At 61.2% G+C, this 18,624-nt stretch carries 14 protein-coding genes and 2 pseudogenes; 5 read left to right on the forward strand and 11 right to left on the reverse strand.

Annotated features, from left to right (window positions below; translation table 11 throughout):
- The first annotated feature begins 23 nt into the window (after positions 1-23).
- Both AAE029_RS08395 and AAE029_RS08400 read left to right on the forward strand, forming a co-directional pair.
- Positions 24-1,058 (forward strand): toprim domain-containing protein, encoded by a 1,035-nt coding sequence (locus AAE029_RS08395; RefSeq protein ID WP_371072368.1) that lies wholly within the window; start codon positions 24-26, stop codon positions 1,056-1,058.
- Positions 1,059-1,366: 308 nt separating this feature from the next.
- Positions 1,367-2,290, forward strand: a complete 924-nt coding sequence (locus tag AAE029_RS08400; RefSeq protein WP_371072369.1) for a DUF2493 domain-containing protein — start codon at positions 1,367-1,369, stop codon at positions 2,288-2,290.
- A gap of 126 nt (positions 2,291-2,416) precedes the next feature.
- On the opposite strand, the gene AAE029_RS08405 is transcribed toward AAE029_RS08400, so the two are convergent.
- From AAE029_RS08405 to AAE029_RS08430, 6 genes and pseudogenes are all read right to left on the reverse strand, one after another.
- Complete coding sequence (locus tag AAE029_RS08405; protein ID WP_371072370.1) at positions 2,417-3,055, reverse strand: RES family NAD+ phosphorylase; 639 nt, start codon at positions 3,053-3,055, stop codon at positions 2,417-2,419.
- Positions 3,055-3,672, reverse strand: coding sequence for a DNA-binding protein (locus AAE029_RS08410; protein ID WP_371072371.1), 618 nt, complete (start codon positions 3,670-3,672; stop codon positions 3,055-3,057). The genes AAE029_RS08405 and AAE029_RS08410 overlap by 1 nt, the downstream gene beginning before the upstream one ends.
- 86 nt (positions 3,673-3,758) lie before the next feature.
- Positions 3,759-7,022: an error-prone DNA polymerase gene (locus AAE029_RS08415; protein ID WP_371072372.1), complete on the reverse strand. Its 3,264-nt coding sequence runs from the start codon at positions 7,020-7,022 to the stop codon at positions 3,759-3,761.
- A complete protein-coding gene (locus tag AAE029_RS08420; protein ID WP_371072373.1) occupies positions 7,019-8,533 on the reverse strand; it encodes a DNA polymerase Y family protein in 1,515 nt (504 codons plus the stop codon). Before AAE029_RS08420 ends, AAE029_RS08415 begins: the two co-directional genes overlap by 4 nt.
- Positions 8,418-9,209, reverse strand: a complete 792-nt coding sequence (locus AAE029_RS08425; RefSeq protein WP_371072374.1) for an ImuA family protein — start codon at positions 9,207-9,209, stop codon at positions 8,418-8,420. Before AAE029_RS08425 ends, AAE029_RS08420 begins: the two co-directional genes overlap by 116 nt.
- A gap of 626 nt (positions 9,210-9,835) precedes the next feature.
- A pseudogene (locus AAE029_RS08430) lies at positions 9,836-10,072 on the reverse strand (LysR substrate-binding domain-containing protein); the annotation flags it as partial.
- Between the two features lie 195 nt (positions 10,073-10,267).
- On the opposite strand from AAE029_RS08430, the gene AAE029_RS08435 reads away from it, so the two are divergent.
- Positions 10,268-10,855 carry a hypothetical protein gene (locus AAE029_RS08435; RefSeq protein WP_371072375.1) on the forward strand — a complete coding sequence of 196 codons (588 nt, stop codon included), beginning with the start codon at positions 10,268-10,270 and terminating at the stop codon, positions 10,853-10,855.
- A gap of 845 nt (positions 10,856-11,700) precedes the next feature.
- Here AAE029_RS08435 and AAE029_RS08440 read toward each other — a convergent pair.
- The gene (locus AAE029_RS08440; protein WP_371072376.1) at positions 11,701-12,327 is read right to left on the reverse strand and encodes a hypothetical protein; all 627 of its coding nucleotides are present in this window, start codon (positions 12,325-12,327) and stop codon (positions 11,701-11,703) included.
- 277 nt (positions 12,328-12,604) lie between these two features.
- Complete coding sequence (locus AAE029_RS08445) at positions 12,605-13,066, reverse strand: transposase (protein WP_371072501.1); 462 nt, start codon at positions 13,064-13,066, stop codon at positions 12,605-12,607.
- A gap of 373 nt (positions 13,067-13,439) precedes the next feature.
- Here AAE029_RS08445 and AAE029_RS08450 point away from each other — a divergent pair, with 373 nt between their 5' ends.
- Positions 13,440-14,396 (forward strand): aldo/keto reductase, encoded by a 957-nt coding sequence (locus tag AAE029_RS08450; RefSeq protein ID WP_371072377.1) that lies wholly within the window; start codon positions 13,440-13,442, stop codon positions 14,394-14,396.
- 8 nt (positions 14,397-14,404) lie between these two features.
- On the opposite strand, the gene AAE029_RS08455 is transcribed toward AAE029_RS08450, so the two are convergent.
- From AAE029_RS08455 to AAE029_RS08465, 3 genes and pseudogenes are all read right to left on the reverse strand, one after another.
- Positions 14,405-14,695 carry a S1/P1 nuclease gene (locus AAE029_RS08455; protein WP_371072378.1) on the reverse strand — a complete coding sequence of 97 codons (291 nt, stop codon included), beginning with the start codon at positions 14,693-14,695 and terminating at the stop codon, positions 14,405-14,407.
- A 59-nt stretch (positions 14,696-14,754) separates the two neighbouring features.
- Positions 14,755-15,821: pseudogene (locus AAE029_RS08460) on the reverse strand (GSU2403 family nucleotidyltransferase fold protein).
- A gap of 125 nt (positions 15,822-15,946) precedes the next feature.
- Positions 15,947-16,078, reverse strand: coding sequence for a hypothetical protein (locus AAE029_RS08465; RefSeq protein WP_371072502.1), 132 nt, complete (start codon positions 16,076-16,078; stop codon positions 15,947-15,949).
- 729 nt (positions 16,079-16,807) lie between these two features.
- On the opposite strand from AAE029_RS08465, the gene AAE029_RS08470 reads away from it, so the two are divergent.
- Positions 16,808-18,517, forward strand: a complete 1,710-nt coding sequence (locus AAE029_RS08470; protein WP_371072379.1) for an HAD-IIB family hydrolase — start codon at positions 16,808-16,810, stop codon at positions 18,515-18,517.
- The last annotated feature ends 107 nt before the right edge of the window (positions 18,518-18,624 follow it).

The raw sequence follows: 18,624 nt of genomic DNA on the forward strand, positions 1-18,624 counted from the left end.
CTTTTTCCATCAAGGAGGCAAGCATGACGGGAAGCCCGCACCCTCTGGCGCGCCGCCTTGCCGAACGAGCCGAGGCTGTCTGCCGCCGCTACCTGTGGAACGGCCGGCGTCATGGCAGCTACTGGCTCGTCGGCGATGTCCGCAACGCACCCGGCCGCTCCATGTTCGTCCGGCTGAAGGATTCCGCGAAAGGCCTCGCCGGCAAATGGACCGACGCAGCCACCGGCGAGCACGGTGATCTGCTAGATGTCATTCGCGAAAGCTGCGGTCTCGTCGACTTCAGGGATGTCGCCGAGGAGGCGCGGTCCTTCCTCGGCATGCCGCCACTTGAACCGGAGCAGCGTCGGCAAGAGCGTCGAGGATCGGCACCGAACGGCTCGCCCGAGGCTGCCCGCCGCCTCTTCGGGATGTCGCACCCGATTTCAGGCACAATCGTGGAGGCGTATCTGCGGCACCGCGGCATTACGGATTTAAGAGGCACGGCGAGCCTGCGCTTCCACCCCTGCTGCTACTATCGGCGCGACGAGCACTCCCCGACCGAAACCTGGCCGGCGATGATTGCGGCCGTCACCGATCTCGATGGCCGCATCACCGGCGTGCATCGCACCTGGCTCGACAGCCGACGCCGCGACAAGGCGCCGATCGAGACCCCGCGTCGCGCAATGGGCGACCTCTTCGGCAATGCCGTGCGCTTCGGCGTGACCGGCGATGTCATGGCGGCTGGCGAGGGCATCGAAACGGTGCTCTCGCTGAGGCAGATCCTGCCCGGCATGCCGATGCTGGCGGCACTGTCGGCTGCCCATCTCGCGGCCGTTCTGTTTCCGCAAACGCTGCGGAGGCTGTATATCTTGCGCGATAAGGATCAGGCCGGCGACTATGCGCGCGACCGCCTGATCGAACGGGCGAGCGCCGCCGCAATTCAGGCGATCGTGCTGACGCCTTCGCTCGGCGACTTCAACGAGGACCTCGGCGCAATGCGCTTTGTTACCTTTCGGGCGGAAGTGGGCAAGCAGCTCGCTCCAGAGGACCCCACGCGCTTCATGACGCTGGCGATATAGCCCGGAACGGGGAAGCAGGACGGCCGTGCACCGTCATGCCCGTCCGGATGCATCGAGCCGGAGAGGACCGGTCTCCGGCCTTCAAGAGGGCGATCGGCCGGCAGGCGGACCGGCCCGGCAACGGCTGCGGCCGGCGATTTTCCGGCGGCCCTTCGGGCCTTTCCAGCGCGAATCAAAATCGCCCGCCTCCACCATCCTGCGCTGGCGCTGCGGCCCTGCGCTGGCGCTGGGGTGCAGGTCCGGCTCGCCCGCCAGCTTCGTCGCCATGAAGGCCCGCGACGGTCGCGGTCCAACCGACGGAGCATCCGATGAACGAGCACGACGACTTTGAACCGCATCACGCCTCTTCACCAGCCGGCCATGTCCTCGAAGAGCTTCAGCTCTATGGCTATCGGCCCTTTTCCGACGAGCCCGACCAGCGGCTCCTGCCCGACGGAAATCAGGTCACGGGCGCCATCGCCGATATCTTTGACGCCCTGGTCGCGACGCTTGCTGACACCCGCCTCGAGCCCGACCTGCACGACCTCCTCTGGTCGGCCGTCAACATCTTCCACAGAGCCGCCGAGCGGATCGCGCGCGAGCTTGACGAAAACGAGCAGGCGCAACGCCGTGCGCAGCGGGAACAGGATGGCAGCGAGGTGAAATCGGTCGAACTGGAGCGCCTGATCGCCGAGGGCGGGACGCTGATCGAGCGCCAGAACGCCTTCGAGCTGATGCGCGACCAGGCAGCCGAGCATTACGAGCGTCACGCCGGCGGGACGTGGCTTCCGCGGACCGGATCCAGGGTGAGCCATCGCAATCTCACCTCTGCGATGATCGACAGCCGCGACTTCCTTGCGGCGAGGCGGCGCGCTGAGCAAACGGTGCTTCTTCCACCCGGCCCCAAGATCGTGGTCACCGGAGGGCTCGACTTCAACGATCACCATCTGATCTGGGCCAAGCTCGACCAGGTCCACCAGAAACATCCGGACATGGTTCTGATGCACGGAAAGTCGCTGAAGGGTACCGACAAGATCGCCTCGCTGTGGGCCAGGAACCGCGACGTGCCGCAGATCGGCTTTTCGCCAGATTGGACGAAGCACGGCCGCGCCGCACCCTTCAAGCGCAATGACGCCATGCTCGAACTCCTCCCGATCGGCGTCATGCACTTCCCCGGTACCGGCATTCACGACAATCTGGCCGACAAGGCGAAGAAGCTCGGCATCCCCGTCTGGACGTTCGGCGGCGCGTGAGCGCCGCATCGGCTTGCGCGGATCAGGCACCCCGCTGACGTTGGGGGAAGTTTTTCGGTCTCCTTGCCCCGGGCATAGCCCCGCTTCCTTGATCTGATCGTCAGGCTGGGGACCGGCGACGCCATCTCACGATCCCGGTACTGGAGACAACGACTTGCCATAGAGATCGAGCAGGGCGGCCAGCTCGCCCAGCATCGCGGGCAGAGGCGTGGTTGCGGCGCAGGTCAACCGCATGTCTTGCCGCGCAAACAACGCGATGCAGATCTCGGAGGAATCATGCCGTGACTGATAAGCGAGCCCGTCCGGCTGATCGGGATGATCCCAGAGCGCATCCGCCCACAGGCCGCAAGGCTCATAGGGTCCGGTCGATATCGCATTGTCCGTGCCGAGCGCCTGAAGGCCGTTCCCATGCATTCGCACGATCCGCAAGGGACGATCGCAGGTCACATCTGTCGCCGAGCGCTCGGTGATCTCGGTCATCGACACCATCAGCCGCCGCGGATTGCGCAGGATCGTTTCGGTAAGCGCCGCCCTCCGGCTCTGGCCGACATAGAGCACGCCGAATCGGCCGCTGTCACTATCGAAACGGTTGGTCGCAGGCACGCCGGTTCCCGGGCCGAAGAAGATCGGGTCGTACCCGGTGCGATGCACCCGATGCAGAACCTGTCCCTCGGGGACGACGTCGATCGGCAGCGAAATGGTCGCAAGCCACGCGGGTGGCGGAGGAGCCGCGCCGGACGGTCCGCGTCCTGCGTGCGGCCCCATCAGGCAAAGCCGTCAGAGATCTCTGCCGCAATCAGCCGCCGCACCGCCTCGCTTTCACCAGCGTGCAGCGCCTGCAGCGGCGTGCGACCGCCGAGCGTCGCATCGGGCGCAAGCAGGAAATCAAGCGCAGTCCACGGCCCCTGCTCGGCAAAGCTGCGCACCACGTCGCCGATACCGGAAACGGCTTCACCGTCCTTGAACTGGCAGACCGGATAGCGCCAGTCGCTTGCCTCGCGCACTGCCAGCAGCGCGCGAGCGCGCCGCCGCTTGTCGACGGCCTGTCTGGTTATGCCGAGGAGACGGCCGACATCATCGGCCGACACGGCGCCACCCGCCATTTCCAGGAGCTTGCGCCGATGCTCGACATTGCGGGCAAGTGCCGGGACAAGGGGATCGAGTTCCGTGACGGCAGATCCCACCATGTCCGACCGGCTCAGCATCAGAGCAAGCGATCCGGCATCTGTCGGCGCCGCAAGGGCATCGGCAAGCGCCTTGGCCGGAGCCTTTGCGGCAATCCGCTCGAGCGCCGACATCGCGCGGCGCAGGAAGGCCGCCTGGACCGAATCCGGTTCGGCATGGATATTGAGCACGAGGCCTGATGTCGCCTGCTGGGTCATGGCAAGCTCCTGTGGTTGTCTTGCTCCTAATATGGCTATGCGAGCTATGAAGTCAACCAGGTAAGGCGATCGAGCGTGGCCGACTGTTACTGAAAATTCCGGCTCTTGATCTTCAGCGTGTCGATATGCAGGTCGGGAATGTAGATGTCCCTTGCCCTGCCGGCGGCCTTCGGCTTTTCGCGCGAATCCGGGCTGCCCGGCGAGCCGTGCGAGAATTCGTCGCCGCGTCCGGTCGGCGGCCGGAATTGGCCGTCGCGGTCCGCGAGCCCCGAAAGATCGGCGGACAGATCGAACAGCTGCTGCGCCACCAGGTGCACCACCTCCCCTTCCCGCTGGATCCTGCCGTTGATCGCCATCATGCTGGCGCCGAGAACCGTTCGACGCGAGCGCTCGAACAGTTGCGGCCAGACGACGATATTGGCGATGCCCGTCTCGTCCTCTATGGTGACGAACATCACGCCCTTGGCCGAACCGGGCTTCTGGCGCACGAGCACGAGACCTGCCGCCATCAGCCACTGGCCGTCGCGCGCCGACATCGCCTCGGCACAGGTCACGATCCGACGCCTTGCGAGATCGCCGCGCAGGAAGCTGACAGGATGATGACGGAGCGTCAGGCCGGTATGGCCGTAGTCCTCGACCACATTATGACCCTCCGTCATCTGCCGGAGTTCCACTTTCGGCTCAAGCTGTTCGGCGATTGCCTTTGCCTCGCGCTCCGCCGCCGCCGCAAAGAGGGGGAGCGGTTCGTCGCGCAGCGCCTTCAGCGCCCAGAGAGCGTCGCGGCGCTTAAGCCCGAGCGAGGGCAGGAACGCGTCGGCCTCGGCAAGCTCGACGAGCGAGGCAGCCGGAACACCCGATCGATGCCACATGTCATCAATCGAACTAAACGGCATATCGGCGCGAGCGGCGACGATGCGAGCGGCGTCGCCGACGGCAAGGCCGCGCACCAGGCGCATGCCCAGCCTGACGGCATGGCTTTGCGATCCTTGGATCGGTTCAAGCGTGCAGTCCCAGCGAGAGCGATTGATGCAGACCGGTCGGACCTCCACGCCGTGCTTGCGCGCGTCGATGACGATCTGTGCCGGCGCGTAGAAACCCATCGGCTGTGAGTTCAAAAGCGCCGCGCAAAAGATCTCCGGAAAATGACATTTCACATAGCTGGAGGCATAGGCGATCAGCGCGAAGGAGGCGGCATGGCTTTCCGGAAAGCCATAACTGCCGAACCCTTCCAGCTGGGAAAACGTCCGCTCGGCGAATTCCGGTGAATAGCCGTTGCGCACCATCCCGCAGACCAGTTTGTCCTTGAAGCGGCTGACCCCGCCGGTGAACTTGAAGGTCGCCATGGCGCGACGGAGCTGATCGGCCTCGCCGGCGGTAAAGCCCGCACAGGTCATCGCGACCTTCATCGCGCTCTCCTGAAACAACGGCACACCCAATGTCTTGCCGAGCACCGCTTCCAGCTCCGGCGTCGGATATTCCACCTTCTCCTTGCCTTCCCGGCGGCGAAGATAAGGATGCACCATGTCGCCCTGAATCGGGCCGGGCCGGACGATCGCCACCTGGATGACGAGGTCGTAGTAGGTCCGCGGCCGCATGCGCGGCAGCATTGCCATCTGCGCCCGGCTTTCGACCTGGAACGTGCCCAGCGTGTCGGCCTTGCGGATCATCGCGTACGTTGCGGGATCTTCCTGCGGGATCGACGCAAGGTCGAGATCCTGGTGCTTGTGCGCCCTGATGAGCGCGAAGGCCTTGGACATGCAGGTGAGCATCCCGAGCGCCAAAACGTCGACCTTCATCATTTTGAGCGCTTCGACGTCGTCCTTATCCCATTCAATGACCTGCCTGTTCTCCATGCTGGCGGGTTCGATCGGAACCAGATGGTCCAGCCGATCGTGGGTCAGAACAAATCCGCCCGGGTGCTGTCCGAGGTGTCTCGGCGCACCCATCAGCTGCTGCGCCAGCCTGAGTGTCAGGGCGAGGCGCCGATCGTCGGGACCGAGACCGAGTTCCCTCACCTGCCGCTCGCCGAACTCCTCCGACCAGGACCAGATGCCGGAAGAGAGCGCCTTGATCAGGTCCTCGGGCAGACTGAGCGCCTTGCCGACATCGCGGATGGCGCCCTTGGCGCGATAGCGGATCACGGTCGCGCAGAGTGCCGCCTTGTCGTGACCGTAGGTCCGGTAGATCCATTGAATGACCTCCTCCCTTCGCTCGTGTTCGAAATCGACATCGATGTCGGGCGGCTCGTCGCGTTCCTGGCTGACAAACCGTTCGAAGAGGAGGTCATGCGTTTCCGGGTCGATGGACGTAATGCCGAGCACATAGCTGACCGCCGAATTGGCCGCCGACCCCCTGCCCTGGCAGAGAATGCCTTCCGATCGGGCGTAGCGCACGATCGAGAAAACCGTCAGGAAGTACGGCGCATATCTCATCGTCTCGATCAGCGCGAGCTCATGCCGGATCGCCTTTTCGACATGGGCAGGCAGTCCTTCGGGATAGCGGGTCTTCACGCCCTGCCAGGTATAGTGTTCCAGCGACTGCTGCGCCGTCATGCCGGGTATGAGCGCCTCCTCCGGATACTGGTAGACGAGCTCCTCCAGCGAGAACCGGCAGCGCTCGACGATCTCCATCGTGCGGGCAAGCGCCTCCGGGTGACGGGAAAAGAGACGGGCCATTTCTTCCGGTGGTTTGAGGAAACGATCGGCATGCCGCTCGCGCTCGAAGCCGACATCATCGATCGTGGCTCCAGTGCGGATGCAGGTGACGACGTCCTGCAGCTGGCGCCGGCCAGGCTCATGAAACAGCACGTCGTTGGTGACGACCGTCTGCACCTTGTATCGGCTGGCCAGATTGGAGAGCTGGTGCAGCCTGAGCTGGTCGTTCGGCCGCCGGCGGAGGCAGAGCGACATGTAGGCGCGGTCGGCGAAGATCTCGGCCATCTTGCGCAGCTGCACGGCGCATGTCTCGTCCGGCATGTCCGGCACGAGAATGCCGATCAGGCCTTCGGCATATAGGGAAACGTCATCGAGAGTGAGGATGCAGTTCGCCTTGCCGCCCCTGCCCTTGCCGAGCGTCAGAAGCCGCGTCAGCCGCGAATAGGCGGCGCGATCGGTCGGATAGACGAGCATCGACATCCCGTCCTTGAGGTCGAGTCTGCAGCCGACGACAAGCCGAATGCCGGTCGCCCTCGACGCTTCCAGCGCGCGAACGATACCGGCGAGCGAATTGCGATCGATGACGCCGAGCGCCTCTATTCCAAGCAGCTTCGCCGTTGCAAACAACTCGTCCGCGGAGGAGGCTCCGCGCAGAAACGAGAAATGGGTGGTGACCTGAAGTTCGGCATATCTCATGCGAAGATCCCGTGCAGGAACCACTTGCGCGACCCGGTCTCCGCATCGACGCCGTCGCCGGAACGATAGACCCAGAACCGTTCGCTGCGCTCGTTTTCGACCACGAAGTAATCGCGGACCGCCATCCATTCGGCGCGTCTCGCCCACCATTCCCCAAAAATGCGTTCCGGGCCATCGGCGCGCGCGACGCGGTGGCGCTTGCCGCGCCAGGTGAAGGAAGCCGGCGGATGGTCCGGGAGCAGTGCGACAACCTCGATCGGCTCCGGACGCGACAGAAGACGCGGCGGCCGCGGCCACTGCGACGGCCATGTCGTCCCCTCTTCCTCTGCGGTTGCCGCAACCAGCCGTACGCTTCGCTCGGGAACGTCGCTTGCGACCGGAGCGGCCCGGTAAATCCGCTGGCCGCCGCGATTGCCAAGGATATCGATGAGGGGCGTGACGTCCTTTACTGCCTCCTCGACAAGCGAGGAAGCGGCCTGCATCTGATCAAGCGGCTCGACCATGGTCGCAACAAGGCTGAGCTTTTCGATCCCGAAGCCGGGGTCTATGCGCTCGATACGGTCCCTGAACAGCTTGGAGAGCCACGAGGCGTCGCGTACCGGTTTAGCGGTGCCGGCTCTGAGCGCCTGGATCGTGTTGTCGACGCGATGGACGAGGAGGTCGGTACGGCGCACACCAAGCTCGCGCTTCTCCAGTTGCAGACAGAGCTGCCGCACGAGCCGGCTCACGTGTTTTTCGATCGTTTCCGGCGCGCCGATGGGATCGGCGAAGCAGCGATGCACTTCGACAAACCCGGCAGGCCGGATCGGATCGATCGGTTCGGCGAGGTATCCGAACATCTGATCCAGCCGGCGGCCGACGTCAGGGCCGAAGCGCAGCGTCAACGGTGCGCGGGGCGTGGCCGCCAGCTTGCCGACAGTCGCAAAGCCGAGCGTGCGCAGGCTGGAAACCGTCTCTGCCGGCAGGCGCAACGATGAGATCGGCAGGCGCCCGACGGCGTGAACCGTCTTTCCGGGCGGCACGATCACGATCTCCTGCTTCGTCGCACGGGCAAATGCATGCGCCGCGCCCCAAGCGTCGGCGATTGCGGCACGAGCGTCGAGGCCTTTTGCGCGGAACCGGTTGACAAGGCCGGACAGCATCAACTCCTCGCCGCCCTGCAGATGGTCGGCGCCCTCCGTATCCATGACGATTCCGTCGGGAGCGTCCATCGCCACGACTGGCGAATATTGCGTCAGCGCCCAGAGCGTCAGCCGCTCAAGCGCTTCGGCATTTGCGCGCGGATCGGCATCAACCGCGATCAACCTCTGCACGAGCGCCTGAGCCTTGGCCGCGGGCATGCCGACATGCAGGCCAAGTCTTGCCGCGTTCATGTCCGCCGCCGAGACCCAGCGCTTAGATCCGCTCCTGGCGATGACCACGAGCGGAACGTCGGGCGGAAGCGAAGGATCGGCGCGTCTGATCCGGTCCGTCGGCAGCGTCGGAAAGAAAACAGATACGACCCTGGCCATCACAAGCTCCAATAACGAATTCCGCGCTCTCCCCCGCCCTGACCCTGACCAACTCCGCCAGCCATCGCGCACGCCCGATGCCCGGAACCGGGAGCGGCTCGGACGGCAGCACGGAAATCCGCCATCGGGTCGCCGCTGCCGTCGGCATCCCGAAGTCCGATGCCTCGGTCTGCCGGCGCCATCGCCGGATCGCCAAGCCCAGCGTACCGGAGCTTTCGGCGGCGAGCTGCAGCCGGCGCGATGCAACCATCGGCAAGCGCACGAGTTCGGCCACCACCGCGCCGAGGCCGCCGTAGCGCAAGGCTTCCTCGAAGCTAGCTAGCACATCCTCCTCCCGTCCGGCTTCGACATAGATGACCCGGTCGGGATGAAGGCCGACCTGCGCCAGTGCCGGCGCGAACAGGTCGGCGCGGCTGAGACACCAGACGACCTTGCCCCTCGTCCGCGCGGCTATGCCGCCGACGAAGAGCGCGGCCGCGGCTCCATCCACGGCGCCGTTGCCGCCGCCCGCCACCTCGTGGATCGCGCCATAGGCGAGCCCGCCTCCCGGCAGGCGGGCATCTATTGCGTCGGTACCGAAGGGAAGAGCGGCATGCTTGCGCGCCGTGCCTCCCTCCAAGTGCGCGATGCGTTCGCGCAGGTCAGAAAGGGCGGTATTGGAGGCAAGTCGGCTCATGTTCTCCTTCTTCACGGAAGGTGATATCTGCTTGTGGGAAACGATTATGTTCCGTATTTGTTCTCAATGCGTAACTGAGTCAATCTGCATGTTTGAAAGGGGAGAATCGTCGTTGACCTTTTCGATCGATTCAGTGAGCGGATTCAAAGTGATGCCCGACAGACAAATTTTTTTCGGATGCAGAGACCGACCGACGAATACTAAATCCCAGGACTCAGGGACTATCGCGCGATGGTTGTCGAACTAGACTGCCGCATCCGTACCGGCAGCAACGCTTCAAGCGAAAACTGCTGGTGGAGTGTCTCGGCGCATGATGCGCAACGTCATCGAATCGGAGCATACGCGTTCCCGACGAGTTCGTAGATTTTCCTGGTGCACATGATTGAGATATCGGATTTGAAGCCGGAAGGCTTTTATTGGGCGAGGCGTAAGAAGGCCGGAAGCGATTGGGAGATCGTGCGCGTGTCGACTGTATTTGGTGTGACCCGCGATTACTGGACGGTGGCGCGGACCGGATCTGATACCCACGGCATGTTGGAGGAATACGAGTTTATCGTCGAAATCGAACGCCCGGATCGCTGAACGATTTTTGACGCATCTGCTGGCGAGTAGCCCCGCCCCGCCCCTCACCTCCCCGGCCGTGCCAATGATCGTGCGATATCAATGATGTCGTCGCGCGCGGCGGTCGGATCCTCCTTTTTCCAGGTAACGCCGAGGGCGATCTTGAAGTCGACGCCCCTCACCTTCTTGAGCTCGAAGCCGCGGTTCGGCAGCTCCCTCGTCCATTCCGGCACGAAGCCGACGCCGAGACCGGCTGCGACCAGCGAGACGAGCGACAGCGTGTCGTCGCAGCTATAGGCGACGACAGGTCGAGCCAAGTTCTAAGAGCATCATGGCCTCCTGATCGAGAACTTGCTGCCACATCAACGGCCGTGCGACTGCCGGGGCCATACAACTTACCGGTAAGATTGATTTGACGTAGCGTCAAAATGGGACGTGAATAGTTGGTTGGCGGAGCCGGGCATCCTGCCCGCAATGTCAAGATTGGGGAGGTTCTCATGCGCATGTCCTTGGTTTCGATGATTTGCGGAACTGCTTTTGTTTGGTCGACCGCCGTGATCGGCCAAGAGGTCAAAGGAGAGTTTTCGTCTCCGAAAACCGATGAGGAGATGATTGCCAACGCTGTGTCGGCAGCTCCGGAACAGATCGGAAATAATGCAACGGTGATCGCTTTCGATGCGAATGGAAAGGTGCGGACACTTCGGAAGGGCACGAACAACTTCACCTGCATTCCAGACGATCCGACCAACCCGGCTAACGATCCGAACTGCGTCGACGCAAACGGCCTGGAGTGGGTTATGGCGTGGGCGAATAAGAGTGAGCCGCCCAAGGGCAAGGTGGGTTTCGGATACATGCTCCAGGGTGGCACTACGCCCAGCAACGTAGACCCTTTCGCAACGAAGCCACCGGAGGGAATGAAGTGGATGCAGGAGCCGCCGCACGTCATGATATTCAATTATGGGGGTGAAGGAACAATCAAGGACTATCCAAGACCTGGCGAGATGGCGGACATGACACAGCCCTGGGTAATGTGGGCGGGGAGCCCTTACGAGCACCTCATGATACCGGTCGGCGGCGCCCAATAGATTTCACGACCGCCATTCTTTGGAGAGGCAGTTTTAGCACATGCTGGGCACCAACTTTGGCAGAGCTGCTGTCATTGTTCTGACAGGCTTTACTGTGGGTGCGGCCTTTGCCCATGAGGGAGCGCACGGCATCGTTGCCGTGCGTATGAAGGCGATGAAGACCATGCAGCAGGAGTTGAAAGCCATCGGCGAGATGCTCGTCGGCAAACAGCCTTTTGATCCAGCTTCAATCCGGCGCCATGCCGAAATCTGCACGAGAATTGCCACGAGATTGGGAACATGTTCCCGCCGGCAAGCATCGATCATCATAGTCAGGCCGACCCCACCATCTGGAAGCAGCCTGAGGTTTTCCAAGACGACGTTCAGAAGCTGGAGATTTCGTGACTAAGGCTACTGCCGGGGATAGCAAACAGAAGCTTCGCGAATCTTTCGAGGCGCTCGCGAGTGCCTGCAAGAGTTGCCATGAGGTTTTCGGCACGCCCGATGAGTAGGTCGTCCCGGCTGGAAAGGGCACACCGGCTTGCCCGCCTTGTCGAATTGTTATCACGGACGAAAACGACCCAGGCTTCGATCCACGTTCCGCTCGGCCACCCCAATATCTGGGAACCAGCGGCTGAGGCGAAGACAATGCAAGCAAGGGCCAGGGCCAGCCGGTAGTGTCGTTTTCTCTCGAGTGCCCAAGCCCGTCGGCACAGCGTCCCTATCAGAAGCCATGGCCCATGGCCTTGAGGGGAAACGAACCGCAGTGCCTAAAGGAGTAATTCGACGACGTGATGATGGCGCGCCTTAAGGCGCTAGTATCATGGACCGCGTCGTTGACCCGGCTCCTCGTCCGGACGCGACAATCATCTTGTAGCGGTCTCGCTCGCAACATCAAACCGCTCGAGCATCTTGTTGAGTTGCGCGTTCTCCAGACGCAGCTGTTCGACCAACAGCCTCTTGAGCTGCTTGTTTTCAGAATCAAGAGCGGCCAATTCTTCGAAGGAGACGTGATCGTCAGCGGTCCTGGATGGTGCGCCTTGAGTTTCTTGTGCACCAACCGGAACAGGCGCAGCCGCGGAGTCGGGAGCACGTTCGCGGCGCTTTTGGGAGGTACCCTTTGATATTCTTCGAGGTTGTGACACTGGTTCGTGCACTTGCACCACAGCTTCGACTGCACCGTGGTCGGCTTCATGATGACTCCGCTCTTCCACCGCTGCGTCATCAGACGGCGGCGCCGCTGCCGATGAAATCTCGACATCGCCAGCGGGTTGGTTGGAAGAATCCGATTTCATGAGATCAGGCGAGGTGTCTCGACCTTCATCAGTTACGCCAGATGCTTCATTTGACTTGAACAGATGCGGTGCGTTGTCTTCCGCGTCGCGGACCAAAGCCTTGAGGTCCATATCCCCCCAAATTGAATTCGTCCGCGACTTTGGCTGACGTCGCGCCGACTTAAACTCAACGGTGAACTTCCGTTGTGGCGTTTTCATATGTATCTCAACCCTAAGCAGTCCGTGAAAAGCAGGCGCCGATCAGCGCCACCGTATCCATGCTGGAGGACCCATATATCTGAGCAACGCGCGCTTCAACACATTCGGGCGCGTGGGGCGATTTGTCCTTCGCGCCGATCCTATCGCTTCCAGATTTCTGGGCTATCCGGAAGAAGCGTTCGCGTCTTAGATCGCTCGCACCAACCGGGACATTGGCGGAGAGCCAAGGTCAGGCAAGGCGAGCCCGGAGAAACTGAGGCCGCGTCTCAATCTTGGATCAATCCATGCCCAGCCTTCTGCGCAGCTCGGCATTTTCCTTGCGCAACTTTTCGGCCAGAAGCTTGCGGAGCCTCTTGTTCTCTTCTTCGAGTTGAACAAGATCCGCCAATTCATCGCCAGCCGGAGCAGGCGTCTTGTCGCTTTGATCAACAGGCTTCACGACGTTTTTCCAGTTATAGTAGGTCTGCTCCGATATGCCAGCGCTCTTGATGGCATCCTTGAGTGTGCCTGTGCCTTCGACAACCTGCGCCTCTATCAGCTTCAGCTTCTCAGCCTTTTCTTGCCCGCTGTACTTTCTGACCTGCGGCTTTGCAGCAGTTGACCTTGATGCAGTTCCTACACTTTCGGCTGCTGTCTTTTGGCGCCGCCGTGATGTCTGCTTCTTGACCGGGGGCTTTTTCTCCTGAGTATCGGTCTCCGCCTCCGCGGCAATCGATCCAGTGTCACTCTCATCGACCATCAACAGGTCTCCTTCAACTCTATAACTCCAGCGCTGTTTTCGGCTGAGTTAACTACGGAGTCAACATGGCCGCGGACCGCCCTTGCGTTGATCTGTCGGCGGATGTGAAGACGAGCCGACAGCCGCTTCACCTCGGCGGAACAGAGGTCCTCAAACGCGGCGTATCCCTCCTCCTCTCAGCTTTCGACAATGTGTGAATCTGATAGGGAGGAGGCGGGAGTGGCCGACGTGCGTCAGAAGTTCGCACGGAAGCTGTGAGAGTCGGCCTGCGAAGGGCTGGAAGACTTCACGAACGAACTATCTGATATCTGATTGTCGTCGCCCAACGAACGCATGGGGTGGCACCGAACCGGATTTCGCGAAGGAGAAACGAATGGATAGGCGAGTGCTTGGAAAGACGGGAATCGAGATCGCTCCGATCGTATTTGGAGGGAACGTCTTTGGATGGACCATAGACGAGAAGACCAGCTTTGACGTCCTGGACGCCTTCGTTGACCATGGATTCGACGCCATCGATACGGCGGACTGCTACTCCGCATGGGCGCCCGGCAACAAGGGCGGCGAATCCGAGACGATCATCGGAAACTGGCTCAAGGCCAGACCCGGGAACCGCGAGAAGATGAAGATCTTCACAAAGGTCGGGTCGGTGGACGGTGGGCCGGAACCGCGAGGTCTTTCTGAAGAGTGGATAGCCGGCGCGTCGGAACAATCCCTTCGGCGGCTCGGAATCGAAAAGATCGATCTGTATTTCGCGCATTGGCCGGATCCGGCCGGCACGACCTATCAGGAAACGCTCGGCGCCTTCCTAAGCCTGGTCGAGGCGAGGAAAGTCGGGGCGGTCGGCGTCTCGAACGTGGACGCGTCCCAGCTCGCGGAGGCGCTGAAAGTCGCGCGGGAGAACGGATTGCCTTCCTATCAGGTGCTGCAGCCGAAATACAATCTCTACGACCGCGACTCCTTCGAGGGGCCGCTTCGGGATCTTTGCATCAATGAGAGGCTGGGCGTCGTCACCTACTCCAGTCTGGCCTCAGGATTCCTGTCCGGAAAGTATCGTTCGGCGAAGGATTTCGACAAGTCGAAGCGCGGCGGGGGTATGGAGAAATACATGAACCCGCGTGGTGAAATGATACTCAAGGCTCTCGACGAAATATCCGCCGCACATGGAGCCAAGCCAGCCGAAGTGGCGCTCGCTTGGCTGATTACCAGGGCGGGCGTCACTGCCCCAATCGCGAGTGCGACGTCGGTCGCTCAAGTCGAAAGCTTTGCCAAGGCAGCCTTTCTTAAGCTTGCACCGGATGAGTTGGACGCACTGACAAAGGCCGGCGCCTGACTCTTCCGTTATTGCCGTGCCGCATTGATAATATTGGCGAGCCGGGCACCTGCGAGCGCTGCCTGGCTTGGCGCGACATTACCAGCATTGGTCTCGTGGTCGCGCGACAGCGGCGTTGCATTGGTACCGCGGCTGACCGGAAGCGCATAGGCATAGGTCTTTGCGAGCTCGGCACTCTCCTTGATCCAGTGCTCGGGATCGACGTCCTTCACCATGTCGGCACTGACGTCCAGCGATGAGATACCGTCTTGGCCTTCCCTCCCCCGAACAGGCGTACATTCACGCAACCAAGTGTGCATCGTAATCTTCTAGAGGTGAGCTATTCGTCGCTGACGTTACTCCGCTGCAGATGTGCAGCTTACTGGAGTTTGATCTTGAGTTTGCTGAACAGCGCTTCGGTTTTCGCCAATTCAACTCGGCCCATGTAGCCGAGCCCCGTCTTGATGGCATTACGCCAGCCCTCTCCCCTCTCCAGCGCCTCTATGAGCGCGTCCGCAAGATCATCGAGGCGGTTACAGAGATCGAGCGCTTCGAAAAGCAAGGAAGCTTGCCGCAGGTCTTTGTCACGCTTTGCGGTCCCAATCGTATCAACCATGCGGCGGGCCGCGACGATGAGCTTGTGGATCGCAAACCGCTCGGGGGCCGGGACGATCACTGAGATTCCGCTTTTGTGCAGCATGACGGCTCGCACAGCGTCGCGGATCAGAAAATCGAGGAAGCGCAGCGGTTCGGCCGACGCTCCCCCAGGGGCAGGCATGTTGGCCGGTTTGTCAGCATACTCGTCCGACCCCCGGTTTCCCGTAAGGAATTCGACCTTGTAGCCGCCGCCATTGACGAAGCCGGCGGATTGCTGTGATCCCGAGCGATGCATCATCGGCCGGAATGTCGGATCGACAGACTTCAGGATGTCGAGGATAGGTGGAAGGCTATCCCCTACTTCGGCCGAGATCGCATAGTCCTGCGCGAAGTCGGCGTCCCCCGTCATCATTGACGAGGCGGGCAGTCGGAAGCCAAGCAGGGGGGCCGTAAGCCGAGAATGCGACGGATCCAACTAGGCACGCACGTAGACGGAAGATACCGGCGTTGGCCAGGGCTTCAACGACATCGCCAGTGAACCTTTCCGGTTCCGGCAAGGCAGCTTCGCGAACGAGCGTTGAAAGATATTTGCGGCGAACCCTGGCATCGTCCTTAATAGCCTTGAAGTCCTCGACCCGCTTGTTGATCTCCGGATCGTCGGCCGGTCCGACATAGCGCCGATCCTGTCGATGTCCCTCCCCTTCGGTCGGTGTACCAGTATTTGCGGCCCTTCACCGTGACCGGCACGAAACGGCCTTCGACCGGAAAGTCAGCCATAAAGGAGGCATCGAGCAAACGCTGCCCGAGTTCAGCGGTCATGGTGCGATACATCAGGTCGATTTGGCGCAATGTCAGCTCCGTTATACTAAATCCGGCATTTTGATATAATGCGACTAAAAAGCGGCCTGGAGGCTGCTGCCCAAGCCGGCATGGCGATTATACTAAGCGCACGAATTTAGTATAACGCCGACCACTTATTTCAAGAGTTTCGTTGTCTGTGAGGTACCGGCCAATTCTCCGAAAATGTCACCGGGTCCGATGTCCCCATATGAAACCTCCCGCCCGGTCTCTGAGTGGACGGTTACGCGGGCGCTCCCCTTCAGAATGAAAAAGACGTCCCGCGCGTGTCACCATACGCAATCATCAGCCGTCCCGCAGGTAGCGACGCACGGTCCATTGCTCGGTCAGTGAGGTAAGGGCCTTGTCATCCAGCTTCGACAGAAAGGAAACGGACGTGGTCATGGCCATGTAGCCAAGGAGGCGTTACGGTCGTAAGTCCATTCGTCGGCGCTCTCGTTGAATTCCGCCAGTTTAACCTTCGACTGATCGCAAGCTATCAGACCCATCGGTTTGCCGCGGGAGCAACGCTCTGCGCCGATAGGGCCGCTCCAAATCCGATTGCCAAACCGACGATGAAATGAAGCGCCATGTCGCCTCCTCGAGGCTCTCCTCGATCGTTCAACAATTTCCTGTGGGGATAGTTCCAACGGAGCACAGTAATTTGTCACAAATTCGTCATCTCTCCGTCACACGACTGGCCCAGCGGAAACGCGTTCAGGCAGCCAGGCCCTGGGGAACGCGAGAGTTGCGCAGTCATCCTGTTTTCGAAACCGGTTGATGTGTTCCCAACAATCACCCGGCCGATCTGCCGATACGTCGCAAGAGTGCCAATTTTCGCTCGTCGGCTCAGGGACATCCTGTCGATCCAAATCTGTTCACGGTCACAAGGGGGGCGTCCGGATGCCCGGAACAATCTTGAGGCACTGGCCTTTCTACGATCAATTGAAGGCTCTCCCGCATCCGCGTGGCCTTCTCAATCCCTGGGAGGCAATGTGATGTACATCATTGCACTTGCGACGGACTATGACGGAACGCTGGCCGAAGACGGAGCAGTCGACGCGGCGACCATCCAAGCGCTCCATCGGTTCCGCGATAGCGGGCGTCGGCTCATCCTCGTCACGGGTCGTGAACTCCCCGATTTGAAGCGCGTGTTCGACCGGCTGGATTTGTTCGATCGGGTCGTTGCGGAAAACGGAGCTCTGCTCTACGCGCCAGCAACAGAAGAAGAGCGTCCCGTCGCGCCCGCGCCTCCTCCTCAATTCGTGGAGAAGCTGCGCCGCAAGGGTGTCGAGCAGATATCCGTCGGCCGATCGATTGTCGCAACCTGGGAGCCGCATCAGACAACCGTTCTGGACACAATCAGGGAAATGGGCCTTGAGCTTGAGATCATCTTCAACAAAGGCGCGGTCATGGTTTTACCCAGCGGCGTCAATAAGGCGAGCGGCCTAACGGCCGCACTTGAAGAGCTTGAGCTTTCACCGCTGAATGTGGCCGGCGTCGGCGACGCCGAAAACGACCATGCCTTGCTGCGGTTTTGCGGTTTCGGTGCCGCAGTCGCCAACGCACTGCCTGCTTTGAAGCAAGGCGCCGACCTGGTGTTGACGGGCGCGAGAGGCGCAGGCGTGGTCGAACTCATTACGACTATATGCGATGACGAGACGGCAATACCTCTAAATGATCGCCATCGTATTCCGATCGGCGAGAATGATGATGGCCCGATCGCGCTCTATCCCAATGACGTTCTTCTGATCGCCGGCAGTTCGGGTATCGGAAAATCGACGCTCGCGATCGCTCTGACGGAGCGGATGAGCGAAAGGCAGGCCCAGTTCTGTATTTTCGATCCAGAGGGTGACTATGAAGGGCTCGAGGGTACGGTAACGCTGGGTGACGGGAAAACGCCACCCACCAAGGAACAGGTACTTCAATTGCTGTCCGATCCCTCGAGGAGTGTCGTTGTCAACACGCTCGCGTTCGAACTGCAGGAACGACCAGGGTTCTTCGCGACACTTATGCCCGACATTGCGGCCCTGCGCGCACGCACGGGCCGACCGCATTACCTGATTATCGACGAGGCTCACCACCTGATGCCATCAGGACGCGATAGCGCTTCGCTTGCTCTGTCCGACGACGTCTCTGGAACCATAATGATTACGGTTCATCCCGATTCACTATCCCCTGCCGCGCTGAAGACGGTGACCAAAGTGGTCGCACTCGGGCCTTCGGCTGCTGATGTCATTCGCACCGTCTGCGCGATCGTCGGTGAAACGCCACATGATATTTCGGCCGCTCCAAAAGACGACAATGTTCTCTTGTGGGATAGGAGAGCGAAGGCATCGGGGAAACTGATCCAGGTAGCAAAACCCCGACAATCACATAAGCGGCATACGCGCAAGTATGCGGAAGGGCACCTCGACGAAGAGCAGAGCTTTTATTTTCGCGGACCGAACAGGGAGATGAAGCTTCGTGCCCATAATCTGATGATGTTCCTGCAGATCGCAGAAGGCATCGACGACGGGACTTGGCAGCATCACCTGCGCGCCCACGATTATTCGAAATGGTTCAAGGGGCACATAGGCGATCCGGCACTCGCTGAGGAAACCGCCGCAGTCGAACAAAAGGACTCTCTGTCTGCAAGCGAGAGCCGACGCCTGATCTTCGAGGCGGTTAGAAGGCGCTATACGGCGCCCGCCTCGGAGAAGGACTGATCGATCACGTTGGCCAAGGACCGTAAGGTCAGCACAGAAGGTCGGGCGACGGTCCTGCACTCGGCGGAACTTCTGGAACCAACATCGTCGCAGTGTCTGCCCCGATA

Origin of the sequence: Sinorhizobium sp. CB7 (genome assembly GCF_041357635.1) — a bacterium.
Taxonomy (GTDB): domain Bacteria; phylum Pseudomonadota; class Alphaproteobacteria; order Rhizobiales; family Rhizobiaceae; genus Rhizobium.